The sequence below is a fragment of the uncultured Aquimarina sp. genome (genome assembly GCF_947500065.1).
Taxonomy (GTDB): Bacteria; Bacteroidota; Bacteroidia; order Flavobacteriales; family Flavobacteriaceae; genus Aquimarina.
Genome location: NZ_CANMQT010000008.1, coordinates 161,588 through 180,251 on the forward strand (window position 1 = coordinate 161,588; position 18,664 = coordinate 180,251).

Sequence of the window (18,664 nt, forward strand, 5' to 3'; positions counted from 1 at the left end):
GATATTTTTAGAAAAACTAATAAATCAGGCTACGGAATTTGCCCAGTTATTGTAAATCCATAAAACTGTATAAAAATATTAATAGGGTGATTTAATATATTATCTCTTATTACATTGGCATCGTTTCCAATTCCTACAATATTTGTTTGTCCATTCATATTTACATCAGCATTATTATATCCTGAAACCGAAAACCCATAAAACTGAATAGCTAGATTTATAGGGTCGTTTAAAACGGTATCTCTAATAAAAACACTATCATTTGGAGAACCGATTATATTTATTGTTCCATTTTGAGTCGCATCACCAGCCCACATACCCACAGTTCCAACTGGCATCCCGTTAGATGTCTGAGCATTCAAACCGTTCGTCATTTGTGAACCATCTCTAAAATCTAAAATAGTAGTAGTGATATCTAAGGTAATTGCCACATTAGTCATTATTCCTAGATGATTTCTATGTTTAACAACAACAAAATAGCTCCCACCGGAAGTAGCAGTCATAGTAATCTCAGAATCCCCATTCATATCTACAATATCTCCATCTCTTTGTACAAAAGCAGATTGTGAATCTATGATTGTTGTATTGGTAGTTGCATCACGCAGCTCTATAAATACCCAATCAACAATATCATCATCATCTACAGCGGCATCATTAAAAATAGTACCATCGACAGATACTCCATCACTATAAGGAGTGTTGTTTGGTAGATAACCCGAAACCCTAAGATCATCCCTCATCAAATTATCTGTGCTGCCTAACATTGCTCCTTGCAAAAACACCTTAGGAGAAACTCTAACTATATTATTAAGGGCATTTACTACAAAGTTATACACTGTTGGTGCTGATCCACAATCTATATCAAAAGTAACAGTCGCTGTATATGTGCCAGAATCGATCATCTGTATATCATTAGACACTATTATTTCTGTACCTGTACCCGAAAAAGAATTCGGTCCAGACCAAGATACTGTTCCATTAAATGGTTCTGGAAAACGCAATTCTAATTTCCTACCGATTTCGACATCTATCGTTTCTGCCGGATTGGCCATATACGTAGCATCATCTATGCTGGTTTCAAATGAAAGTGTTGGATTTGCACTATTAATAGTAATATCTTTTTGAACAGTTATTCCACACAGGCCAGATATCACATAATTAATTGTATACATTCCAGGAGTAGTTGCTGACAAATCTATTTCTCCAGTACCTGTATTTGCAAAAACCAATCCTGTTGTACTACTAAACAAACCGCTACTTGTTCCTGAAACACTTGGCACTGGGTTACTATCAGCTTCACAAAACACAGAAGAAGAATAGTTAAAATCAGCAGTGCTATTTGCTGTAATAGTAATATCAAAAGTGCTAGTAACAGCACATAAACCAGGTGTAGTATATGTTATTTCGTGAGCTCCAGTTGTACTAGCATCCAGATCGATTATACCTGAACCTGAATCTATTGATAATCCAGAAGCTGAACTATTAGTAAAGGTTCCCCCAGTTGTTCCTGTAATTGAAGGAGAAGGATCTACATCACCACTGCAATAATCTGTAGCTGTATAGCTAAATGTAGCATCTTCACTTGTAATTGTTATGTTCTGAGGAATACTTGTTGAACCACAACTTCCAGAAACTTCATAAACAATAGGATATATTCCTAATGGAGTCGTTGCCAAATCAATTTCTCCCGTATTAATATCCAAAAATATTAAGTTTACATCTGTACTACTGAAGGTACCACCATTTGTTCCCGTTATAATTGGAACAGGATTACTATCTGATTTACAATAGGTGGAAGATGAGTAATTAAATTCTGCAATACCAGCAGCTGTTATAGTAAGATTAAATGTACTTGAAGCAGTACAAGCTCCAGTTATAGTATATGTAATCTCGTGAGCACCCAAAATACTTCCACTTATATCAATTATACCTGTATTAGGATCTATAGACAAACCAGAAGTTGAACTATTAGAAAAAATTCCACCTGTAGTTCCTGTAATAGTTGGCGATGGATCTACATCATCACCGCAAAACTCTATTGACGTATAACTAAACGATGTGTCTGCTCCTGTAATGGTAATATTCTGAGGAGCACTTGTTGCAGCACAATTTCCTGTTAACTCATAAACAATCGGATATGTTCCGATTGGAGTTGCTACTAAATCAATCTCACCTGTATTGGCATTTGCAAATACTAAATTAACATCGGTACTTGTAAAAGTTCCTCCCCCGGTTCCCGATATGGTGGCCGCCGGATTGGTACTTGTTTTACAAAAAGATGTACTATCATAAGAGAAAGAAGGATTTCCAGAGGAAACAATATTTATGATAAAAGGAGCTGCAGAACTTGTTGATCCTTGGCAATTATTTGTAACAAATCTATTCACAAAATATGTTCCTGGTGAAGAGGAACCTGGACTAATAACTCCTGTAGACGCATTCATTGCCAAACCTGCTCCAGCAAGAAATACTTGGTTAGCAGTTTCTGGTATCACCTCATTTAAGACAGGGATGATAGGGTTGATATCATCACTACAATAGCTATCAGAAGCATAAGAGAAATTTGGATCTAAAGTACTTACTATTTTCACGGTATGTGTAGCGATAACACATCCACCTGGTGCTGTGTATTCCACAGTATACTCTCCAGCTGTTGATGCACCCAGATCAATTTGTCCAGTAGTAGATGCCATTTTGCCAGTAAAAGATTTCATCCTGCTATTTCCATTTCCAGGCTTTATGATAAATTCGGATCCTCCTCCGCCTCCAACAAATACTAATCCAGCAGGAGAGCTAGTAAACTCACCTCCAGTCACACCAGTGATTACTGGAGTGGGATTCGAACCAGATGTACATAACGTTGTAGATGTTGTTCCACTAGCATTATATATTATAGTTGTTGGATCTGATGAATGAATTGTTACATTCTGCATAAAAGTCAAGGGGCTTCCACTAGGGACAGTATAGGTAACTGGATACGTTCCAGGTGTACTTGCACTGAGATCAATTTCTCCTGTAGTCGAATTAGCAAAAACTAATCCCATTGTACTAGTGAATGTTCCTCCAGGAGTTGTCACATTAGGGATAGGATCTATATCGCTCTGACAAAATTCTGATGGGGTATAATCAAAAGTAGCATTAAGCACTTCTATTTTTTCGAACTCTTCACCTGACGTATCATTAAATGATAAGTTAAGACTATTTAAAATATCTGCAACATCATTCTCAATAATAGATTCGTTACCGAATGTAAAATTAGTTGATAAAGCCAGTAAGAAGAACAATAGTAAAAGTCTCTTCATATAATGTGTTTTGATTCCGCGAAAGTATTAAAAATTACTTACTCAGCCTTCGAAAATAGTTAAAATAAGTTAAAAATCAGCGTTTTACCGTCAAAAAAGTGCTTTTCGTCGTTCAAAAACACATCAAACACAGCTTATTTGTAATAAAAAAAGCTCACTTATTAGTGAGCTTTTTCCTACAAATATTAATTTATTTTTTAACTTTAAAAGCTTTCTCCTTTGGATAATAGGCTACAACACCTAATTCTTCTTCTATGCGAAGTAGTTGATTATACTTTGCCATTCTATCACTACGTGATGCAGAACCTGTTTTAATTTGACCTGTATTTAAGGCCACCGCTAAATCGGCTATAGTATTATCTTCGGTTTCACCAGAACGATGTGACATTACAGAGGTATACCCTGCATTATGCGCCATATTTACAGCTGCTATCGTTTCTGTAAGTGTTCCTATTTGATTTACCTTAATTAGAATTGAATTAGCAATACCATTTTCAATTCCTCTTGACAATCTTTCTACATTGGTTACAAACAAATCATCGCCGACTAGTTGTACTTTGTCACCGACCTTTTCCGTTAAATATTTCCATCCATCCCAATCATTTTCATCCATACCATCTTCAATAGATACTATAGGGTATTTGGCAGCTAACTCAGCCAAGTAATCAGCTTGTTCCTCGCTTGTTCTTATAACGCCTGTTTTTCCTTCGAATTTAGTATAATCATATTTACCATCTACAAAAAACTCAGCCGCAGCACAATCTAAAGCAACCATTACTTCATCTCCAAATTTATATCCAGCCTTCTCAACAGCTAAAGCAATAGAATCCAAAGCATCTTCCGTTCCATCCAATGTTGGTGCAAAACCTCCCTCATCTCCCACAGCGGTACTTAATCCTCTATCATGAAGTACTTTCTTTAAATTATGAAAAATTTCAGTTCCCATTTGCATAGCATGAGTGAAATTTTTTGCTTTTACTGGCATCACCATAAACTCTTGAAACGCAATTGGTGCATCACTATGAGATCCTCCATTGATAATATTCATCATCGGAACAGGTAGTGTATTTGCACTTACTCCTCCTACATAACGATATAACGGCATATTAAGCTCGTTTGCTGCCGCTTTTGCAGCAGCTAAAGAAACACCTAAGATAGCATTTGCTCCTAGCTTAGACTTATTAGGAGTTCCATCTAATTCGATCATTGTTAGATCTAACAAATTTTGATCAAATATCGAATATCCTAATAATTCTTCAGCAATTATGGTATTTACATTTTCTACTGCCTTTTTAACTCCTTTACCCATATAATCACTTCCACCATCTCTAAGCTCAACAGCTTCGTGCTCTCCCGTTGAAGCTCCAGAAGGAACTGCCGCTCTTCCTAAAACGCCATTTTCGGTAATCACGTCTACTTCTACTGTAGGGTTACCACGTGAATCTAAAATTTGTCTAGCGTGAATATTTATAATTACACTCATTTCTTGATTTGTTTTTGTTGGATAATTTTAATTCTTCGCAATATACAAAACCGGTAAACTTAAATACCTTCGAAAATCTCTTAATTTATTGCTTAAACCTTAGTGAAAACAACAAGTTATCAACTATAACGTTATAGATCAACTTATTGATTCAACTCTATAGGATTTGCAACAAATCAAAAAAAATTAAGCTTCTACCTTTGCTTTTTTAATATTGTTTATAAACTCATCGAATAAATAGATTGAATCATTTGGCCCTGGACTGGCTTCTGGATGATATTGTACTGAGAAACAATTTTTATTCTTCATTCTTATCCCAGCTACCGTATGATCATTTAAATGAACATGTGTTATCTCAATATCAGCATTATTCTCTGTTTCTTCTCTATTAATAGCAAAACCATGATTTTGAGATGTAATTTCTCCTTTTCCAGTAATTAGGTTCTTCACAGGGTGATTAATTCCTCTATGACCATGGTGCATTTTATAGGTACTAATACCATTAGCTAATGCTATTACCTGATGTCCTAAACAAATTCCAAACAAAGGCAAATCCCTTTTAATTATGTCTTGTGCTGTTTTTATAGCTTGTGATAATGGTTCTGGATCACCAGGTCCATTGGAAAGAAAATAACCATCAGGCTCCCATTCACTCATTTCTTCAAAAGTAGTATCAAAAGGAAACACTTTAATATAAGCATCTCTTTTTGCCAGATTACGAAGTATATTCTTTTTCACCCCAATATCTAAAGCAGAAATTTTATATGTCGCTGTTGGATCACCAAAAAAATAAGGTTCCTTGGTCGAAACCTTAGAAGCTAATTCTAACCCATTCATATCAGGAACTGCTGCTAACTGTTTTTTTAATGAATCAATATTTTCAATTTCTGTAGAAATTAGAGCATTCATAGCTCCATTGTCTCGAATATAACTCACCAAAGCACGCGTATCTACGTCTGATATCGCCAATAAGTTATGTTTTTCCAAAAAATCTTGTAAAGACTGATCCGCAAGATCACGAGAGAATTCATAACTAAAATTTTTAACAATTAGACCAGCGATTTTTATAGAATCTGATTCTACTTCTTCATGATTGGTTCCATAATTACCAATATGAGCATTAGTTGTAACCATTAATTGTCCGAAATACGAAGGATCTGTAAAAATCTCCTGATATCCTGTCATTCCAGTATTAAAACAGACTTCACCAAATGCGGTACCCTCTTTACCAACGGCTTTTCCATAAAAAATAGTACCGTCTGCCAATAAAACAATTGCTTTTTTTCGAGATTGATATTTCATCCTATTTATCTTTTGCTATTTAATTTCCTATTGCAGGATTTAAAATTTTTTTAAAAATATTCAAAAAAAAAGGATAAACGATGAACGTTTATCCTTTAAAATTATGTGTAATTCACATTTCATTTATTCTTCTTCAGAACTAGTTGTTTCAACCACTGGGGCTGTCTCAGTTTTCTTAGTTCTACCTCTACGAGTAGATTTCTTCTTAGCCGGCTTACCTGCATTATAAAGTTCGTTGTAATCAACCAACTCTATCATTGCCATATCAGCATTATCACCAAGACGATTACCTAGCTTAATAATTCTAGTATATCCTCCAGGTCTATCACCTACTTTAGCCGCTACATCTCTAAACAATTCTGCTACTGCATACTTGTTTCGTAATTTACTAAAAACGATACGACGATTATGAGTAGTATCTTCTTTAGACTTTGTTACCAATGGCTCTACGAATTGCTTAAGCGCTTTTGCTTTAGCTACAGTAGTATTTATTCTCTTGTGCTCTATTAAAGAACAAGCCATATTAGCAAGCATAGCTTTACGATGCGCTGTCTTTCTACCTAAGTGGTTTACTTTTTTTCCGTGTCTCATGACATTAAAAATTTAAGCATCATCTTGCTCAATCTACCTCGTGCAGAGAGCAAAATATGATGTGTTAGTCTTTATCTAATTTATATTTAGAAAGATCCATACCGAAATTAAGTCCTTTAACGTTTACAAGCTCTTCCAGCTCTGTTAAAGATTTCTTACCAAAGTTACGGAACTTCATTAAGTCGTTTTTGTTATATGAAACCAAGTCTCCTAATGTATCTACCTCTGCAGCTTTCAAACAATTAAGTGCTCTTACAGAAAGATCCATATCTATCAACTTAGTTTTTAACAATTGTCTCATATGCAATGATTCCTCATCATATGTTTCTGTCTGAGCAATTTCATCAGCTTCTAATGTAATACGCTCATCAGAGAATAACATAAAGTGGTGAATTAAGATTTTTGCTGCTTCAGTCAATGCATCTTTTGGATGTATTGATCCATCAGTAACAATTTCGAAAACTAATTTTTCGTAATCTGTCTTTTGCTCTACACGATAATTCTCAATACTATACTTAACATTCTTAATAGGAGTATAAATTGAGTCAGTAAAAATTGTTCCTATTGGAGCGTTAGCCTTTTTATTTTCTTCTGCTGGAACATAACCTCTTCCCTTCTCGATGGTAATCTCAAGGTTTAGTGCTACCTTCTTATCCATATTACAGATAACTAAATCCGGATTAAGGACTTGGAAACCTGAAATAAATTTTTGAAAATCTCCAGCGGTCAATTGCTCTTGACCAGAAATTGAAATTGTAACAGACTCATTGTCGATATCCTCTATCTGACGCTTAAAACGTACTTGTTTAAGATTCAGGATAATTTCTGTTACATCTTCTACAACTCCAGAAATCGTAGAAAACTCATGATCTACCCCTTCAATTCTTAAAGAAGTTATAGCGAATCCCTCTAAAGAAGATAGCAAAACTCTTCGTAAAGCGTTACCAACTGTCAATCCGTACCCTGGTTCTAATGGTCTAAATTCAAATTTACCATCAAACTCACTGGAGTCGATCATGATAACTTTATCGGGCTTCTGAAAATTTAATATTGCCATATTACTGTTTCTTCTAAGAGTTATTACTTCGAATATAATTCGACGATGAATTGTTCGTTGATGTTTTCCGGAATTTGAATTCTTGCCGGAACAGATACGAAAGTACCTTGTTTAGTGTCATTATTGAAAGTAATCCACTCGTATACTTTACTATTATTAGCAAGTGAGTTTTGAATAACTTCTAATGATTTTGATTTTTCTCTTACGCCTACAACATCTCCAGGCTTTAATTGGTAAGATGGAATATTAACTAATTCCCCATTTACGGTAATATGCCTGTGAGAAACTAATTGTCTAGCACCGCTACGAGAATTTGATAATCCCATTCTAAAAGCAACATTATCCAAACGAGATTCACACAACTGTAGTAAAACCTCACCGGTAATTCCTTGTGATCTTGTAGCTTTTTCAAACATATTACGGAATTGACGTTCTAGTACACCGTAAGTATATTTTGCTTTTTGCTTTTCCATTAACTGGATTGCATATTCACTTTTTTTACCTCTACGTCTATTGTTTCCGTGTTGACCAGGAGGATAATTTCTTTTTTCGAATGACTTATCGTCTCCGAATATCGCCTCACCAAACTTACGAGCGATTTTAGTTTTTGGACCAGTATATCTTGCCATTATATTATTAATTTAATTTTTTAGAGGAGGTTATGAATTAAGGTCTCTTTCCTTCGATAATCCTTTATTCCTCTTTTAGACTTACTTTAATTACTATATATGAAGTATAAAAGATCCCGAAAAATTCGGGATACAATTATTATACTCTACGTCTTTTTGGAGGACGACATCCGTTATGTGGCATTGGAGTTACATCTATAATTTCTGAAACTTCAATTCCTGAATTATGAAGAGATCTTATTGCAGATTCCCTACCATTTCCAGGTCCTTTAACGTATACCTTCACTTTCTTAAGTCCAGCTTCGATTGCTACTTTAGAAGCATCTTCTGCCGCTAATTGTGCAGCATATGGAGTGTTCTTTTTAGAACCTCTAAATCCCATTTTACCAGCTGAAGACCAAGAAATAACGTCTCCCTTTTTATTAGTTAACGACACAATAATGTTGTTAAAAGAAGCAGTTACATGTGCTTCTCCTACAGATTCAACAATTACTTTACGTTTTTTTGAAGTTGACTTTGCCATACTACTTATTATTTAGTCGCTTTTTTCTTGTTAGCAACTGTTTTTCTTCTTCCTTTACGAGTTCTCGAGTTATTCTTAGTACGTTGTCCTCTAAGTGGTAAACCGGCTCTGTGACGGATACCTCTATAACATCCTATATCCATAAGACGTTTGATGTTCAACTGTACTTCAGAACGTAATTCTCCTTCTATAGTAAAGGTTCCCACAGCTTCACGAATACGACCAATTTGATCATCATCCCAGTCAGAAACTTTTATACTCTCATCTACTTTGGCAGCAGCTAAAATTTCTTTTGCTCTACTTCTACCAATTCCGAAGATATAGGTTAATGCTATAACTCCTCGCTTTTGTTTAGGTATATCTACCCCTGCAATTCTTGCCATAATTACCCTTGTCTTTGTTTAAATCTAGGATTCTTTTTATTAATTACGTAAAGTCGGCCTTTTCTACGCACAATCTTGCACTCGGCACTTCTCTTTTTTATTGATGCTCTAACTTTCATCTCTTTGTGTTTAATCCTGAAAATACATATTAAGCATTTCAGAAGGTCTCGTTAACAAGATTTTCAGCCCGCAAAAGTACGTAAAAAATCTTAATTAACTAATATTCTTAAAATTATTAGTATCTGTATGTTATACGAGCCTTTGATAAATCATAAGGACTCATTTCTAACTTAACCTTATCTCCTGGTAATAATTTTATATAATGCATACGCATTTTACCAGAGATATGAGCTGTCACTACGTGACCATTTTCTAATTCTACTCGAAACATTGCATTAGACAATGCTTCGATTATACTTCCGTCTTGTTCTATTGCTGGTTGTTTTGCCATTATGCTACTGCTTTACGGTTTTTACCAGTTTTCATCAATCCATCGTAATGTCTATTCAAAAGATATGAATTAACTTGTTGCATTGTATCGATTGCTACACCCACCATAATAAGTAGTGAAGTTCCTCCAAAAAACAAAGCCCAACCTTGCTGAACACCTAAAAGCTTTACAGCAATTGCTGGAAAAACAGCAATTAACGCTAAAAACACAGATCCTGGCAATGTTATTTGTGACATTATTTTATCTAAATACTCAGCTGTTTCACTTCCTGGTCTGATTCCTGGAATAAAACCACCACTTCTTTTTAAATCATCTGCCATTTTATTGGTTGGAACCGTAATAGCTGTATAAAAGTACGTGAATACTATGATTAATAATCCGAATAACAAATTATACCATAGTCCAAAAATATCACTAAATGCAGCAGCTATACCTTGCGACGTTTCAGATTCTGAAAGACCTGCTACAGCAGCCGGAATAAACATAATCGCCTGAGCAAATATAATAGGCATTACTCCAGAAGCATTAAGTTTTAATGGTATATATTGACGTGAACCAAAAACATTCTTTTCGTACCCTCCACTAGCTGTTCTTCTAGCATACTGTACCGGAATTTGACGCACAGCCATTACCAATAGTACAGATGCTAATATAATTACAAACCATATCACCAATTCAATCAGTACCATAATAATATCTCCTCCTTCACCTGAAGTTCTAGATATAAAATTCTGCACAAACGATTGAGGTAATGTAGCTATAATACCTACCATAATTAATAATGAAATACCATTACCAATACCTTTATCAGTAATTTTTTCACCTAACCACATAGCAAAAATACACCCAGTAGTCAAGATAATTACAGATGATACAACGAAAACAGTTTGACTAATCTCTCCACTAAAAGCTGCAGGAGGAAGTGTAGCAAACAAGTTATAGATATAACCTGGTCCTTGAACCAATGTAATTGCTATAGTCAACCAACGAGTAATCTGATTAATTTTCTTTCTTCCACTTTCTCCTTCTTTTTGTAATTTTTGAAGGTAAGGAATAGCTATTCCCATCAACTGCACAACAATAGAAGCAGATATATAAGGCATGATTCCTAACGCAAATACGGAAGCATTCGCAAACGCCCCTCCAGTAAACGCATTAAGTAATCCTAACAGACCATCTTGGGTTTGAGTACCCAAATTAGCCAATTCTGCCGCATCTACTCCTGGAAGTACAACTTGCGCTCCAAAACGATATACTAAAAGCAATCCTAGCGTAACTAAGATTCTATTTTTTAGCTCTTCGATTTTCCAAATGTTTTTTATTGTATCAATAAATTTCATGAAATGTCTTTTATAAGGTTACTGCTTCACCACCTGCTGCTTCTATAGCTGCTTTAGCCGTGGCTGTAAATTTATGAGCTGAGACTTTTAACTTAGCCTTCAATTCACCTCTACCCAGTATCTTAACTAAATCATTTTTTCCTGCAAGACGTGTATCTAATATCACGTCTAGATCAACGGTATCAGTTATTTTACCAGCATCAACTAACTTCTGTAAGGTATCTAAATTGACACCTTGATATTCTTTTCTATTGATGTTCGTGAAACCAAATTTAGGTACACGTCTTTGAAGAGGCATCTGCCCTCCTTCAAAACCAATTTTTCTAGAATACCCAGAACGTGATTTTGCTCCTTTATGACCACGAGCAGCAGTTCCACCTTTACCAGAACCCTGACCACGACCTAATCGCTTACTGTTATTTTTTACTGAACCTGCAGCAGGTTTTAAGTTACTTAAATCCATGTGCTTATATTATTTTGTTTCTACAGAAACTAAATGTTTAACTTTATTTACCATCCCAAGGATATTAGGAGTGTCATCGTGCTCAACAACCTGACCAATCCTTTTAAGCCCTAAAGCTTCCAAAGTTCTTTTTTGTCTTTGAGTACGGTTAATAGCGCTCTTTACTTTCTTAACTTTAATCTTTGCCATCGTTCCTAATATTTATCCTTTAAACACTTTATCTAATGAAACACCTCTTTGTTTTGCTACTTGCGCTGCACTTCGCATTTGCAATAAAGCATCAAAAGTTGCTTTCACCACATTGTGTGGGTTAGACGATCCTTGATTTTTAGACAGTACATCGTGTACACCTACAGCTTCTAATACTGCACGGATTGCTCCACCAGCAATAACTCCTGTACCAGTTGCAGCAGGCATTAATAATACTCTTGCTCCACCATACTTACCTTTTTGTTCGTGAGGTAACGTACCTTTAGTTAACGGTATACGAACTAAATTTTTCTTAGCATCTTCTACTGCTTTTGCAATAGCTTCCGCAACTTCTTTAGACTTACCTAAACCGTGACCAACAACACCATTTTCATCTCCTACAACTACAATAGCAGAAAATCCGAATGCTCTACCTCCTTTAGTTACTTTAGTAACACGTTGTACTCCAACTAAACGGTCTTTTAATTCAAGTCCACTTGGTTTTACTAATTCTGCGTTTTTATATTTTTGATACATAATTTCTTAGAATTTAAGTCCTGCTTCTCTAGCTCCTTCAGCCAATGATTTTACTCTACCGTGATATAAATACCCTCCTCTATCAAAGGACACAGTATCTACACCTGCTTTTTTAGCTTTTTCAGCAAGGGCTTTACCTACCAAGCTTGCTTTTTCTGCTTTATTTCCTGATGCAGCAGCAATATCTTTATCTCTTGAAGAAGCTGAACCAATAGTTTTACCGGTTACATCGTCTATGATTTGCGCATAGATTTCTTTATTACTTCTAAAAACAGATAATCTAGGACGTTGTTCTGTTCCGCTTACTGTTCCGCGGATTCGCTTTCTGATTTTTAATCTTCTTAAATCTTTTGAGAATGCCATAACTTCGTTATTATGCAGATTTACCTGCTTTTCTTCTTAATTGTTCTCCTACGAATTTAACTCCTTTACCTTTGTATGGTTCTGGCTTACGGAAACCTCTAATTTTAGCTGCTACCTGTCCCACTAATTGTTTATCGTGAGAAGTTAATTTTACGATCGGGTTTTTACCTTTTTCAGATATAGTCTCTATTTTCACCTCTGGAGCAATATCTAGTACGATATTGTGAGAGAAACCTAAAGCTAAGTCCAATTTCTGTCCTTGGTTAGAAGCTCTATAACCTACTCCTACCAATTCTAATTCTTTGGTATAACCTTCTGACACACCTTGTACCATATTATTTATCAAAGCCCTGTATAAACCGTGCTTTGCCTTATGATCTTTAGCTTCAGTAGGTCTTTCTAGAACAACCTGACCTTCTTCTACCTTCACCTTGATACTATCGATCTCTTGTGAAAGCTCTCCTAATTTTCCTTTAACAGTAACAACATTACCTGTCACCTCTACAGTGACACCAGACGGAATAGTTACTGGATTTTTTCCTATTCTTGACATTTCTTTTGTCTTTTATACTGTTAATATACGTAACAAAGTACTTCTCCACCTACATTCTCTTGCTTAGCCTGTTTACCAGTCATTACACCATGAGAAGTAGAAATAATTGCAATACCCAATCCGTTAAGGATTCTTGGTATTTCACTTGAACCTGCATATTTACGTAAACCAGGCTTACTGATTCTTTGCAATTCTTTTATTACAGGTTCTTTGGTCAATTTATTGTATTTAAGAGCTATCTTAATACTACCTTGCGTTGTATTATCTTCAAATTTATAACTTAAAATATACCCTTGATCGAATAATATTTTAGTGATCTCTTTTTTAACCTTTGATGCAGGAATCTCAACAACTCTATGTTGAGCACTATTTGCATTACGAATTCTGGTTAAATAATCTGCTATAGGATCTGTATTCATTGTATATAATTTATGATCTTGGTTTTCAATTAGTCTAATCGAACCTTAGATCAATTAATTTTTTATTATTACCAACTAGCTTTAGTTACTCCTGGAATTAATCCTTGATTAGCCATCTCTCTAAATGTAACACGAGAAATACCAAATTGACGCATATATCCTTTTGGTCTTCCTGTTAATTTACAACGATTGTGCATACGGATTGGAGATGCATTTTTCGGTAGCTTCTGTAATGCTTCATAATCTCCAGCTTCTTTCAAAGCTTTACGTTTTTCAGCATATTTAGCAACTGTTTTTGCTCTCTTCACCTCACGGGCTTTCATTGATTCTTTAGCCATAATTAATTCTTTTTAAAAGGTACTCCTAGTTCTGTTAACAATGATTTTGCTTCTTTATCTGTTGTCGCGGAAGTTTCGAAAGTGATATTCATTCCTGAAATCTTATTCACTTTATCGATATCTATTTCCGGAAAAATGATCTGTTCAGTAATTCCTAAAGAGTAATTACCTCTACCATCAAAACCAGTAGCATTAATTCCATTGAAATCTCTAACACGAGGTAAAGCTGAAGTAATTAAACGATCTAAAAATTCATACATTCTTTCACCTCTTAACGTAACCTTCGCGCCAATTGGCATTCCTTTACGTAACTTGAAAGTTGCAACATCCTTTTTAGAAATCGTAGCAACGGCTTTTTGACCTGTTATCATTGTTAATTCGTCTACAGCGTAGTCAATTAACTTCTTATCTGCTACAGCTGCACCTACACCTCTACTTAAAACAATTTTTTTAAGTTTTGGTACTTCCATTACATTACTATAACTGAATTCTTCTGTAAGAGTAGACATTACTCTGTCCTTATACTCTTGTTTTAGTCTTGGGATATAAGCCATAACTATATTACTTCATTAGATTTTTTAGAAAATCTTACTTTCTTATCTCCTTCTACTCTATACCCAACTCTTGTCGCTTCACCATTAGAGGTTAACAATGTTAAGTTTGAAATATGAATAGCTGCTTCTTGCTTCACTATACCACCTTGTGGATTAGCAGCACTAGGCTTTTGGTGTTTAGACACAAGGTTTACACCTTCTACAATTGCCTTGTTCTTATCTTTCAATACTTTCTGTACCGTTCCCTGTTGACCTTTATTGTCTCCAGCAACAACTTTTACTGTATCTCCTGATTTAATTTTTAGCTTTGTCATCTTTGCTATACTATTAAAGCACTTCTGGCGCTAGTGAAACAATCTTCATGAACTGCTTATCACGAAGTTCTCTTGCTACAGGACCAAAAACACGTGTTCCTCTCATTTCTCCTGCTGGGTTCAAAAGAACACAAGCATTATCGTCGAAACGAATATAAGAACCATCTGGTCTGCGCACTTCTTTCTTGGTACGAACTACAACTGCAGTAGAAACCGCTCCTTTTTTAATGTTTCCATTAGGAGTTGCTTCTTTAACACTGACAACGATCTTGTCTCCTACAGAGGCGTATCTTCTTTTTGTACCACCTAAAACACGGATAACTAAAACTTCTTTACCACCTGTGTTGTCTGCTACTTTTAATCTAGACTCTTGTTGTACCATAATTACTTCGCTCTTTCAATTACTTCTACTAATCTCCAGCATTTGGTTCTACTCATAGGTCGTGTTTCCATGATCTTTACAGTATCACCAATATTGCAGTCATTTTTCTCGTCGTGTGCAACATATTTCTTTGTTTTTAACACGAACTTTCCGTACATCGGGTGTTTCACTTTTTTTACTTCAGCAACAACGATTGATTTTTGCATCTTGTTACTAGTAACTACACCTATACGCTCTTTTCTTAAGTTTCTTTTTTCCATCTTTCAGCAGAATTAACCGTTTAATTCTCTTTTAGTTAACTCAGTCGCCATTCTTGCAATAGATCTTCTAACTTTACGTAATTGTAAAGGGTTTTCTAATGGAGACATAGCGTGAGCCATTTTTAAATCTGAATACTCTTTACGAGATTTACCAAGTTCTTCTTGCAATTCGGCTGTAGACGATTCTTTTACTTGTGATTGTTTCATAGTCTCTTTTGAATTTTAACCTTGATAGGTTCTTGATACAATAAACTTAGTTCTTACCGGAAGCTTTTGTGCAGCTAGACGCAACGCCTCTTTTGCTACATCATATGGCACACCGCTAATCTCAAATAATATTCTTCCTGGTTTTACTACTGCTGCCCAATATTCTACAGCTCCTTTTCCTTTACCCATACGTACTTCAAGAGGTTTCTTTGTAATAGGCTTGTCTGGGAAAATTTTAATCCACAGAGAACCTTCTCTTTTCATATAACGAGTAGCAGAAATACGTGCTGCTTCTATTTGTCTAGCAGTAACAAAACTTGAATCCAATGATTTAATTCCGAAAGTCCCGTTAGAAAGTGTATGTCCTCTTTGAGAAAGACCTTTCATACGTCCTTTTTGTTGTTTACGGAATTTTGTTCTTTTAGGCTGTAACATTGTTAATTTACTTTAAAAAATTACTTTCTACGACGTGATTTATTATTTCCACCTCGCCCGGCTCCTCTATCGCCTCCTTTTCCTTGTTTCTTAGAAAGACCAACTAAAGGAGAAAGCTCTCTCTTACCATACACTTCGCCTTTCATAATCCACACTTTAACACCTAATCTACCATAAGTAGTATGTGCCTCAACCAAAGCATAATCTATGTCAGCTCTAAATGTTGATAAAGGAATACGACCATCTTTATACGACTCTGAACGCGCCATTTCTGCCCCATTCAAACGTCCTGAAATCTGAATCTTAATACCTTCTGCATTCATTCTCATTGCAGCCGCAATAGCCATCTTGATTGCACGACGGTATGAGATACGACTCTCTATCTGTCTTGCAACACTAGATCCAACTAAAAATGCATCAAGTTCTGGTCTTTTGATTTCAAAAATATTGATCTGAACTTCCTTATCAGTAATTTTCTTAAGCTCTTCTTTTAACTTGTCTACCTCTTGACCACCTTTTCCGATAATAATACCAGGTCTAGCAGTAGTGATAGTAACGGTTACAAGTTTAAGCGTACGCTCAATAATTACTCTAGATACACTAGCTTTAGATAAACGTGCGTGTACGTACTTTCTAATCTTATCGTCTTCGGCAAGTTTATCACCGTAGTCATTACCTCCATACCAGTTGGACTCCCATCCTCTAATGATACCAAGGCGATTCCCGATTGGATTTGTCTTCTGTCCCATACTATTTATATTAGCTTTGTGTATTATTTTTTGCTGCTACCACGATTGTAACGTGATTAGAGCGTTTTCTTATTCTGTGTGCACGACCCTGTGGAGCTGGACGTAGTCTTTTTAACATACTACCTCCATCTACACGAATCTCTTTTACAAAAAGATCTGCATCTTCGATGCTAGCGTCTTCATTTTTCGCCTGCCAGTTTGCTATTGCAGAAAGCAATAACTTTTCTAAACGACGTGATGCTTCTTTAGGATTAAATCTAAGAATATGAAGTGCTCTTTCAACTTTTTCACCACGAACCAAATCCGCTACTAAGCGCATTTTGCGAGGTGACGTAGGACAGTTATTAAGTTTAGCGAAAGCTATTTGCTTTTTCTCTTCCTTAATTCTTTCTGCCATTTCTCTTTTACGAACTCCCATAGCTTAAATTATTTTTTACCTTTATTTTTAGCACCAGCGTGCCCTCTAAAAGAACGTGTTGGCGAAAACTCTCCTAACTTATGACCTACCATGTTTTCTGTAATATATACAGGAACAAATTGGCGACCATTATGCACTGCAATTGTTTGACCAACAAAATCAGGTGATATCATTGATGCTCTTGACCAAGTCTTTATCACAGTCTTTTTATTAGCCTCTACATTTGCAGCTACTTTCTTCTCTAACTTATAGTGAATGTAAGGTCCTTTTTTTAATGAACGTGCCATATCTTATTATTTCTTTCTACGTTCTACAATATACTTATTACTCGCTTTCGTCTTAGAACGGGTTCTGTATCCTTTTGCAGGAAGACCTTTTCTAGAACGTGGATGACCTCCTGAAGACTTACCTTCACCACCACCCATTGGGTGATCGACAGGGTTCATCACTACAGGACGTGTACGTGGACGACGACCTAACCAACGGCTTCTACCAGCTTTACCACCAACCAATAATTGGTGATCACTATTAGATACCGCGCCTATAGTTGCCATACAACTCATCAATACCAATCTCACTTCTCCAGAAGGTAATTTTACCGTAGCAAATTTACCATCACGAGCCATAAGCTGAGCAAACGACCCCGCACTACGTGCCATAACAGCACCTTGACCAGGACGTAATTCTATACAAGAAATGATTGTTCCTAAAGGGATATCACTAAGTGGCATCGAGTTTCCGATTTCTGGAGCTATATTGGATCCAGAAACAATGTTCTGACCAACTTGTAGACCATTCTGAGCTATAACATAACGTTTCTCACCATCTTGATAGTTTAGAAGCGCAATAAAAGCAGTTCTGTTTGGATCATACTCTATTGTTGCAACGGTAGCAGGGATTCCTTGCTTATCACGTTTAAAATCAATAATACGATACCTTTTCTTATGACCACCACCTTTGTAGCGCATGGTCATTTTTCCTTGATTGTTTCTACCTCCAGATCTTTTTTTCGGAGCCAATAAACTCTTCTCCGGCTTATCAGTAGTAAGGGCATCATACCCATTAACTACTCTAAAACGCTGACCTGGGGTAATTGGTTTCAATTTTCTTACTGACATTTCTTAGTCTTAAAGATTACTATATAAATCAATTACTTCACCTTCCGCCACCTGTACAATAGCTTTTTTAACAGCTTTTGTTTTACCAGTGACCATTCCCGTTTTTGTATAACGAGTTTTTCGGTCTGGACGGACATTAATCGTACGAACTTTAGTTACAGATACTCCATAAGCAGCTTCAACCGCTTTTTTGATCTCTACCTTATTCGCTTTTTTATCTACTACAAAACCATAGCGGTTATACACCTCACTATCAGCAGTAGCCTTTTCCGTAATAATAGGTTTTATTAAGATACTCATGGCT

General features: G+C 35.7%; 29 protein-coding genes. All 29 read right to left on the minus strand.

Annotated features, from left to right (window positions below):
- Positions 1-29: 29 nt before the first annotated feature.
- Complete coding sequence (locus Q0975_RS20775) at positions 30-3,302, minus strand: hypothetical protein (protein ID WP_299440236.1); 3,273 nt, start codon at positions 3,300-3,302, stop codon at positions 30-32.
- Positions 3,303-3,492: 190 nt separating this feature from the next.
- Positions 3,493-4,785 carry a phosphopyruvate hydratase gene (gene eno / locus Q0975_RS20780; protein WP_299440238.1) on the minus strand — a complete coding sequence of 431 codons (1,293 nt, stop codon included), beginning with the start codon at positions 4,783-4,785 and terminating at the stop codon, positions 3,493-3,495.
- A gap of 186 nt (positions 4,786-4,971) precedes the next feature.
- Positions 4,972-6,087, minus strand: coding sequence for a glutamine-hydrolyzing carbamoyl-phosphate synthase small subunit (carA, locus tag Q0975_RS20785; protein WP_299440240.1), 1,116 nt, complete (start codon positions 6,085-6,087; stop codon positions 4,972-4,974).
- A gap of 123 nt (positions 6,088-6,210) precedes the next feature.
- Positions 6,211-6,678, minus strand: a complete 468-nt coding sequence (rplQ, locus tag Q0975_RS20790) for a 50S ribosomal protein L17 (protein ID WP_299440242.1) — start codon at positions 6,676-6,678, stop codon at positions 6,211-6,213.
- A gap of 64 nt (positions 6,679-6,742) precedes the next feature.
- Positions 6,743-7,735 carry a DNA-directed RNA polymerase subunit alpha gene (locus tag Q0975_RS20795; RefSeq protein WP_027392530.1) on the minus strand — a complete coding sequence of 331 codons (993 nt, stop codon included), beginning with the start codon at positions 7,733-7,735 and terminating at the stop codon, positions 6,743-6,745.
- A gap of 23 nt (positions 7,736-7,758) precedes the next feature.
- Positions 7,759-8,364 (minus strand): 30S ribosomal protein S4, encoded by a 606-nt coding sequence (rpsD, locus tag Q0975_RS20800; protein ID WP_299440244.1) that lies wholly within the window; start codon positions 8,362-8,364, stop codon positions 7,759-7,761.
- A gap of 139 nt (positions 8,365-8,503) precedes the next feature.
- The gene (rpsK, locus tag Q0975_RS20805; protein ID WP_091411316.1) at positions 8,504-8,887 is read right to left on the minus strand and encodes a 30S ribosomal protein S11; all 384 of its coding nucleotides are present in this window, start codon (positions 8,885-8,887) and stop codon (positions 8,504-8,506) included.
- An 8-nt stretch (positions 8,888-8,895) separates the two neighbouring features.
- Positions 8,896-9,270 carry a 30S ribosomal protein S13 gene (gene rpsM / locus Q0975_RS20810; protein ID WP_118461098.1) on the minus strand — a complete coding sequence of 125 codons (375 nt, stop codon included), beginning with the start codon at positions 9,268-9,270 and terminating at the stop codon, positions 8,896-8,898.
- 2 nt (positions 9,271-9,272) lie between these two features.
- Positions 9,273-9,389 (minus strand): type B 50S ribosomal protein L36, encoded by a 117-nt coding sequence (gene ykgO / locus Q0975_RS20815; protein ID WP_013621733.1) that lies wholly within the window; start codon positions 9,387-9,389, stop codon positions 9,273-9,275.
- A 116-nt stretch (positions 9,390-9,505) separates the two neighbouring features.
- Positions 9,506-9,721, minus strand: coding sequence for a translation initiation factor IF-1 (infA, locus tag Q0975_RS20820; protein ID WP_010181908.1), 216 nt, complete (start codon positions 9,719-9,721; stop codon positions 9,506-9,508).
- Complete coding sequence (gene secY / locus Q0975_RS20825; protein WP_299440246.1) at positions 9,721-11,061, minus strand: preprotein translocase subunit SecY; 1,341 nt, start codon at positions 11,059-11,061, stop codon at positions 9,721-9,723. Before secY ends, infA begins: the two co-directional genes overlap by 1 nt.
- Before the next feature lie 10 nt (positions 11,062-11,071).
- Positions 11,072-11,524, minus strand: coding sequence for a 50S ribosomal protein L15 (gene rplO, locus Q0975_RS20830; RefSeq protein ID WP_299440248.1), 453 nt, complete (start codon positions 11,522-11,524; stop codon positions 11,072-11,074).
- Positions 11,525-11,533: 9 nt separating this feature from the next.
- Positions 11,534-11,713 (minus strand): 50S ribosomal protein L30, encoded by a 180-nt coding sequence (gene rpmD, locus Q0975_RS20835; protein WP_299440250.1) that lies wholly within the window; start codon positions 11,711-11,713, stop codon positions 11,534-11,536.
- Between the two features lie 12 nt (positions 11,714-11,725).
- Positions 11,726-12,250: a 30S ribosomal protein S5 gene (gene rpsE, locus Q0975_RS20840; RefSeq protein ID WP_299440252.1), complete on the minus strand. Its 525-nt coding sequence runs from the start codon at positions 12,248-12,250 to the stop codon at positions 11,726-11,728.
- 6 nt (positions 12,251-12,256) lie between these two features.
- Positions 12,257-12,613, minus strand: coding sequence for a 50S ribosomal protein L18 (gene rplR, locus Q0975_RS20845; RefSeq protein WP_299215958.1), 357 nt, complete (start codon positions 12,611-12,613; stop codon positions 12,257-12,259).
- Positions 12,614-12,623: 10 nt separating this feature from the next.
- Complete coding sequence (rplF, locus tag Q0975_RS20850; protein WP_299440254.1) at positions 12,624-13,166, minus strand: 50S ribosomal protein L6; 543 nt, start codon at positions 13,164-13,166, stop codon at positions 12,624-12,626.
- A gap of 20 nt (positions 13,167-13,186) precedes the next feature.
- Positions 13,187-13,585, minus strand: coding sequence for a 30S ribosomal protein S8 (rpsH, locus tag Q0975_RS20855; protein ID WP_299440256.1), 399 nt, complete (start codon positions 13,583-13,585; stop codon positions 13,187-13,189).
- Between the two features lie 68 nt (positions 13,586-13,653).
- The gene (gene rpsN / locus Q0975_RS20860; RefSeq protein WP_010181917.1) at positions 13,654-13,923 is read right to left on the minus strand and encodes a 30S ribosomal protein S14; all 270 of its coding nucleotides are present in this window, start codon (positions 13,921-13,923) and stop codon (positions 13,654-13,656) included.
- 2 nt (positions 13,924-13,925) lie between these two features.
- Positions 13,926-14,477 carry a 50S ribosomal protein L5 gene (gene rplE, locus Q0975_RS20865; protein WP_299440258.1) on the minus strand — a complete coding sequence of 184 codons (552 nt, stop codon included), beginning with the start codon at positions 14,475-14,477 and terminating at the stop codon, positions 13,926-13,928.
- A gap of 2 nt (positions 14,478-14,479) precedes the next feature.
- Positions 14,480-14,791 carry a 50S ribosomal protein L24 gene (gene rplX / locus Q0975_RS20870; RefSeq protein ID WP_299440260.1) on the minus strand — a complete coding sequence of 104 codons (312 nt, stop codon included), beginning with the start codon at positions 14,789-14,791 and terminating at the stop codon, positions 14,480-14,482.
- A gap of 13 nt (positions 14,792-14,804) precedes the next feature.
- Positions 14,805-15,173, minus strand: coding sequence for a 50S ribosomal protein L14 (gene rplN / locus Q0975_RS20875; protein ID WP_027392543.1), 369 nt, complete (start codon positions 15,171-15,173; stop codon positions 14,805-14,807).
- A 2-nt stretch (positions 15,174-15,175) separates the two neighbouring features.
- Entirely contained in the window at positions 15,176-15,433 is a 258-nt protein-coding gene (rpsQ, locus tag Q0975_RS20880; RefSeq protein WP_027392544.1) for a 30S ribosomal protein S17, read from the minus strand.
- A 12-nt stretch (positions 15,434-15,445) separates the two neighbouring features.
- Positions 15,446-15,640, minus strand: a complete 195-nt coding sequence (gene rpmC, locus Q0975_RS20885) for a 50S ribosomal protein L29 (protein ID WP_027392545.1) — start codon at positions 15,638-15,640, stop codon at positions 15,446-15,448.
- A gap of 15 nt (positions 15,641-15,655) precedes the next feature.
- Positions 15,656-16,075, minus strand: coding sequence for a 50S ribosomal protein L16 (gene rplP, locus Q0975_RS20890; RefSeq protein ID WP_299440262.1), 420 nt, complete (start codon positions 16,073-16,075; stop codon positions 15,656-15,658).
- A 20-nt stretch (positions 16,076-16,095) separates the two neighbouring features.
- Positions 16,096-16,824, minus strand: coding sequence for a 30S ribosomal protein S3 (rpsC, locus tag Q0975_RS20895; RefSeq protein ID WP_027392547.1), 729 nt, complete (start codon positions 16,822-16,824; stop codon positions 16,096-16,098).
- A 10-nt stretch (positions 16,825-16,834) separates the two neighbouring features.
- On the minus strand, positions 16,835-17,242 hold the full coding sequence (gene rplV / locus Q0975_RS20900) for a 50S ribosomal protein L22 (protein ID WP_118461079.1): 408 nt from the start codon (positions 17,240-17,242) through the stop codon (positions 16,835-16,837).
- 8 nt (positions 17,243-17,250) lie between these two features.
- Complete coding sequence (gene rpsS / locus Q0975_RS20905) at positions 17,251-17,529, minus strand: 30S ribosomal protein S19 (RefSeq protein ID WP_027392549.1); 279 nt, start codon at positions 17,527-17,529, stop codon at positions 17,251-17,253.
- A gap of 6 nt (positions 17,530-17,535) precedes the next feature.
- Positions 17,536-18,360, minus strand: a complete 825-nt coding sequence (gene rplB, locus Q0975_RS20910) for a 50S ribosomal protein L2 (RefSeq protein ID WP_299440263.1) — start codon at positions 18,358-18,360, stop codon at positions 17,536-17,538.
- A 9-nt stretch (positions 18,361-18,369) separates the two neighbouring features.
- The gene (gene rplW, locus Q0975_RS20915) at positions 18,370-18,660 is read right to left on the minus strand and encodes a 50S ribosomal protein L23 (protein WP_091411342.1); all 291 of its coding nucleotides are present in this window, start codon (positions 18,658-18,660) and stop codon (positions 18,370-18,372) included.
- Positions 18,661-18,664 lie beyond the last annotated feature (4 nt).

Coding starts and splice junctions, on each gene's coding strand:
- Q0975_RS20775 (WP_299440236.1), bottom strand. CDS start 3,302: ATGAAGAGACTTTTACTATTGTTCTTCTTACTGGCTTTATCAACTAAT.
- eno (WP_299440238.1), bottom strand. CDS start 4,785: ATGAGTGTAATTATAAATATTCACGCTAGACAAATTTTAGATTCACGT.
- carA (WP_299440240.1), bottom strand. CDS start 6,087: ATGAAATATCAATCTCGAAAAAAAGCAATTGTTTTATTGGCAGACGGT.
- rplQ (WP_299440242.1), bottom strand. CDS start 6,678: ATGAGACACGGAAAAAAAGTAAACCACTTAGGTAGAAAGACAGCGCAT.
- Q0975_RS20795 (WP_027392530.1), bottom strand. CDS start 7,735: ATGGCAATATTAAATTTTCAGAAGCCCGATAAAGTTATCATGATCGAC.
- rpsD (WP_299440244.1), bottom strand. CDS start 8,364: ATGGCAAGATATACTGGTCCAAAAACTAAAATCGCTCGTAAGTTTGGT.
- rpsK (WP_091411316.1), bottom strand. CDS start 8,887: ATGGCAAAGTCAACTTCAAAAAAACGTAAAGTAATTGTTGAATCTGTA.
- rpsM (WP_118461098.1), bottom strand. CDS start 9,270: ATGGCAAGAATTGCAGGGGTAGATATACCTAAACAAAAGCGAGGAGTT.
- ykgO (WP_013621733.1), bottom strand. CDS start 9,389: ATGAAAGTTAGAGCATCAATAAAAAAGAGAAGTGCCGAGTGCAAGATT.
- infA (WP_010181908.1), bottom strand. CDS start 9,721: ATGGCAAAACAACCAGCAATAGAACAAGACGGAAGTATAATCGAAGCA.
- secY (WP_299440246.1), bottom strand. CDS start 11,061: ATGAAATTTATTGATACAATAAAAAACATTTGGAAAATCGAAGAGCTA.
- rplO (WP_299440248.1), bottom strand. CDS start 11,524: ATGGATTTAAGTAACTTAAAACCTGCTGCAGGTTCAGTAAAAAATAAC.
- rpmD (WP_299440250.1), bottom strand. CDS start 11,713: ATGGCAAAGATTAAAGTTAAGAAAGTAAAGAGCGCTATTAACCGTACT.
- rpsE (WP_299440252.1), bottom strand. CDS start 12,250: ATGTATCAAAAATATAAAAACGCAGAATTAGTAAAACCAAGTGGACTT.
- rplR (WP_299215958.1), bottom strand. CDS start 12,613: ATGGCATTCTCAAAAGATTTAAGAAGATTAAAAATCAGAAAGCGAATC.
- rplF (WP_299440254.1), bottom strand. CDS start 13,166: ATGTCAAGAATAGGAAAAAATCCAGTAACTATTCCGTCTGGTGTCACT.
- rpsH (WP_299440256.1), bottom strand. CDS start 13,585: ATGAATACAGATCCTATAGCAGATTATTTAACCAGAATTCGTAATGCA.
- rpsN (WP_010181917.1), bottom strand. CDS start 13,923: ATGGCTAAAGAATCAATGAAAGCCCGTGAGGTGAAGAGAGCAAAAACA.
- rplE (WP_299440258.1), bottom strand. CDS start 14,477: ATGGCTTATATCCCAAGACTAAAACAAGAGTATAAGGACAGAGTAATG.
- rplX (WP_299440260.1), bottom strand. CDS start 14,791: ATGACAAAGCTAAAAATTAAATCAGGAGATACAGTAAAAGTTGTTGCT.
- rplN (WP_027392543.1), bottom strand. CDS start 15,173: ATGGTACAACAAGAGTCTAGATTAAAAGTAGCAGACAACACAGGTGGT.
- rpsQ (WP_027392544.1), bottom strand. CDS start 15,433: ATGGAAAAAAGAAACTTAAGAAAAGAGCGTATAGGTGTAGTTACTAGT.
- rpmC (WP_027392545.1), bottom strand. CDS start 15,640: ATGAAACAATCACAAGTAAAAGAATCGTCTACAGCCGAATTGCAAGAA.
- rplP (WP_299440262.1), bottom strand. CDS start 16,075: ATGTTACAGCCTAAAAGAACAAAATTCCGTAAACAACAAAAAGGACGT.
- rpsC (WP_027392547.1), bottom strand. CDS start 16,824: ATGGGACAGAAGACAAATCCAATCGGGAATCGCCTTGGTATCATTAGA.
- rplV (WP_118461079.1), bottom strand. CDS start 17,242: ATGGGAGTTCGTAAAAGAGAAATGGCAGAAAGAATTAAGGAAGAGAAA.
- rpsS (WP_027392549.1), bottom strand. CDS start 17,529: ATGGCACGTTCATTAAAAAAAGGACCTTACATTCACTATAAGTTAGAG.
- rplB (WP_299440263.1), bottom strand. CDS start 18,360: ATGTCAGTAAGAAAATTGAAACCAATTACCCCAGGTCAGCGTTTTAGA.
- rplW (WP_091411342.1), bottom strand. CDS start 18,660: ATGAGTATCTTAATAAAACCTATTATTACGGAAAAGGCTACTGCTGAT.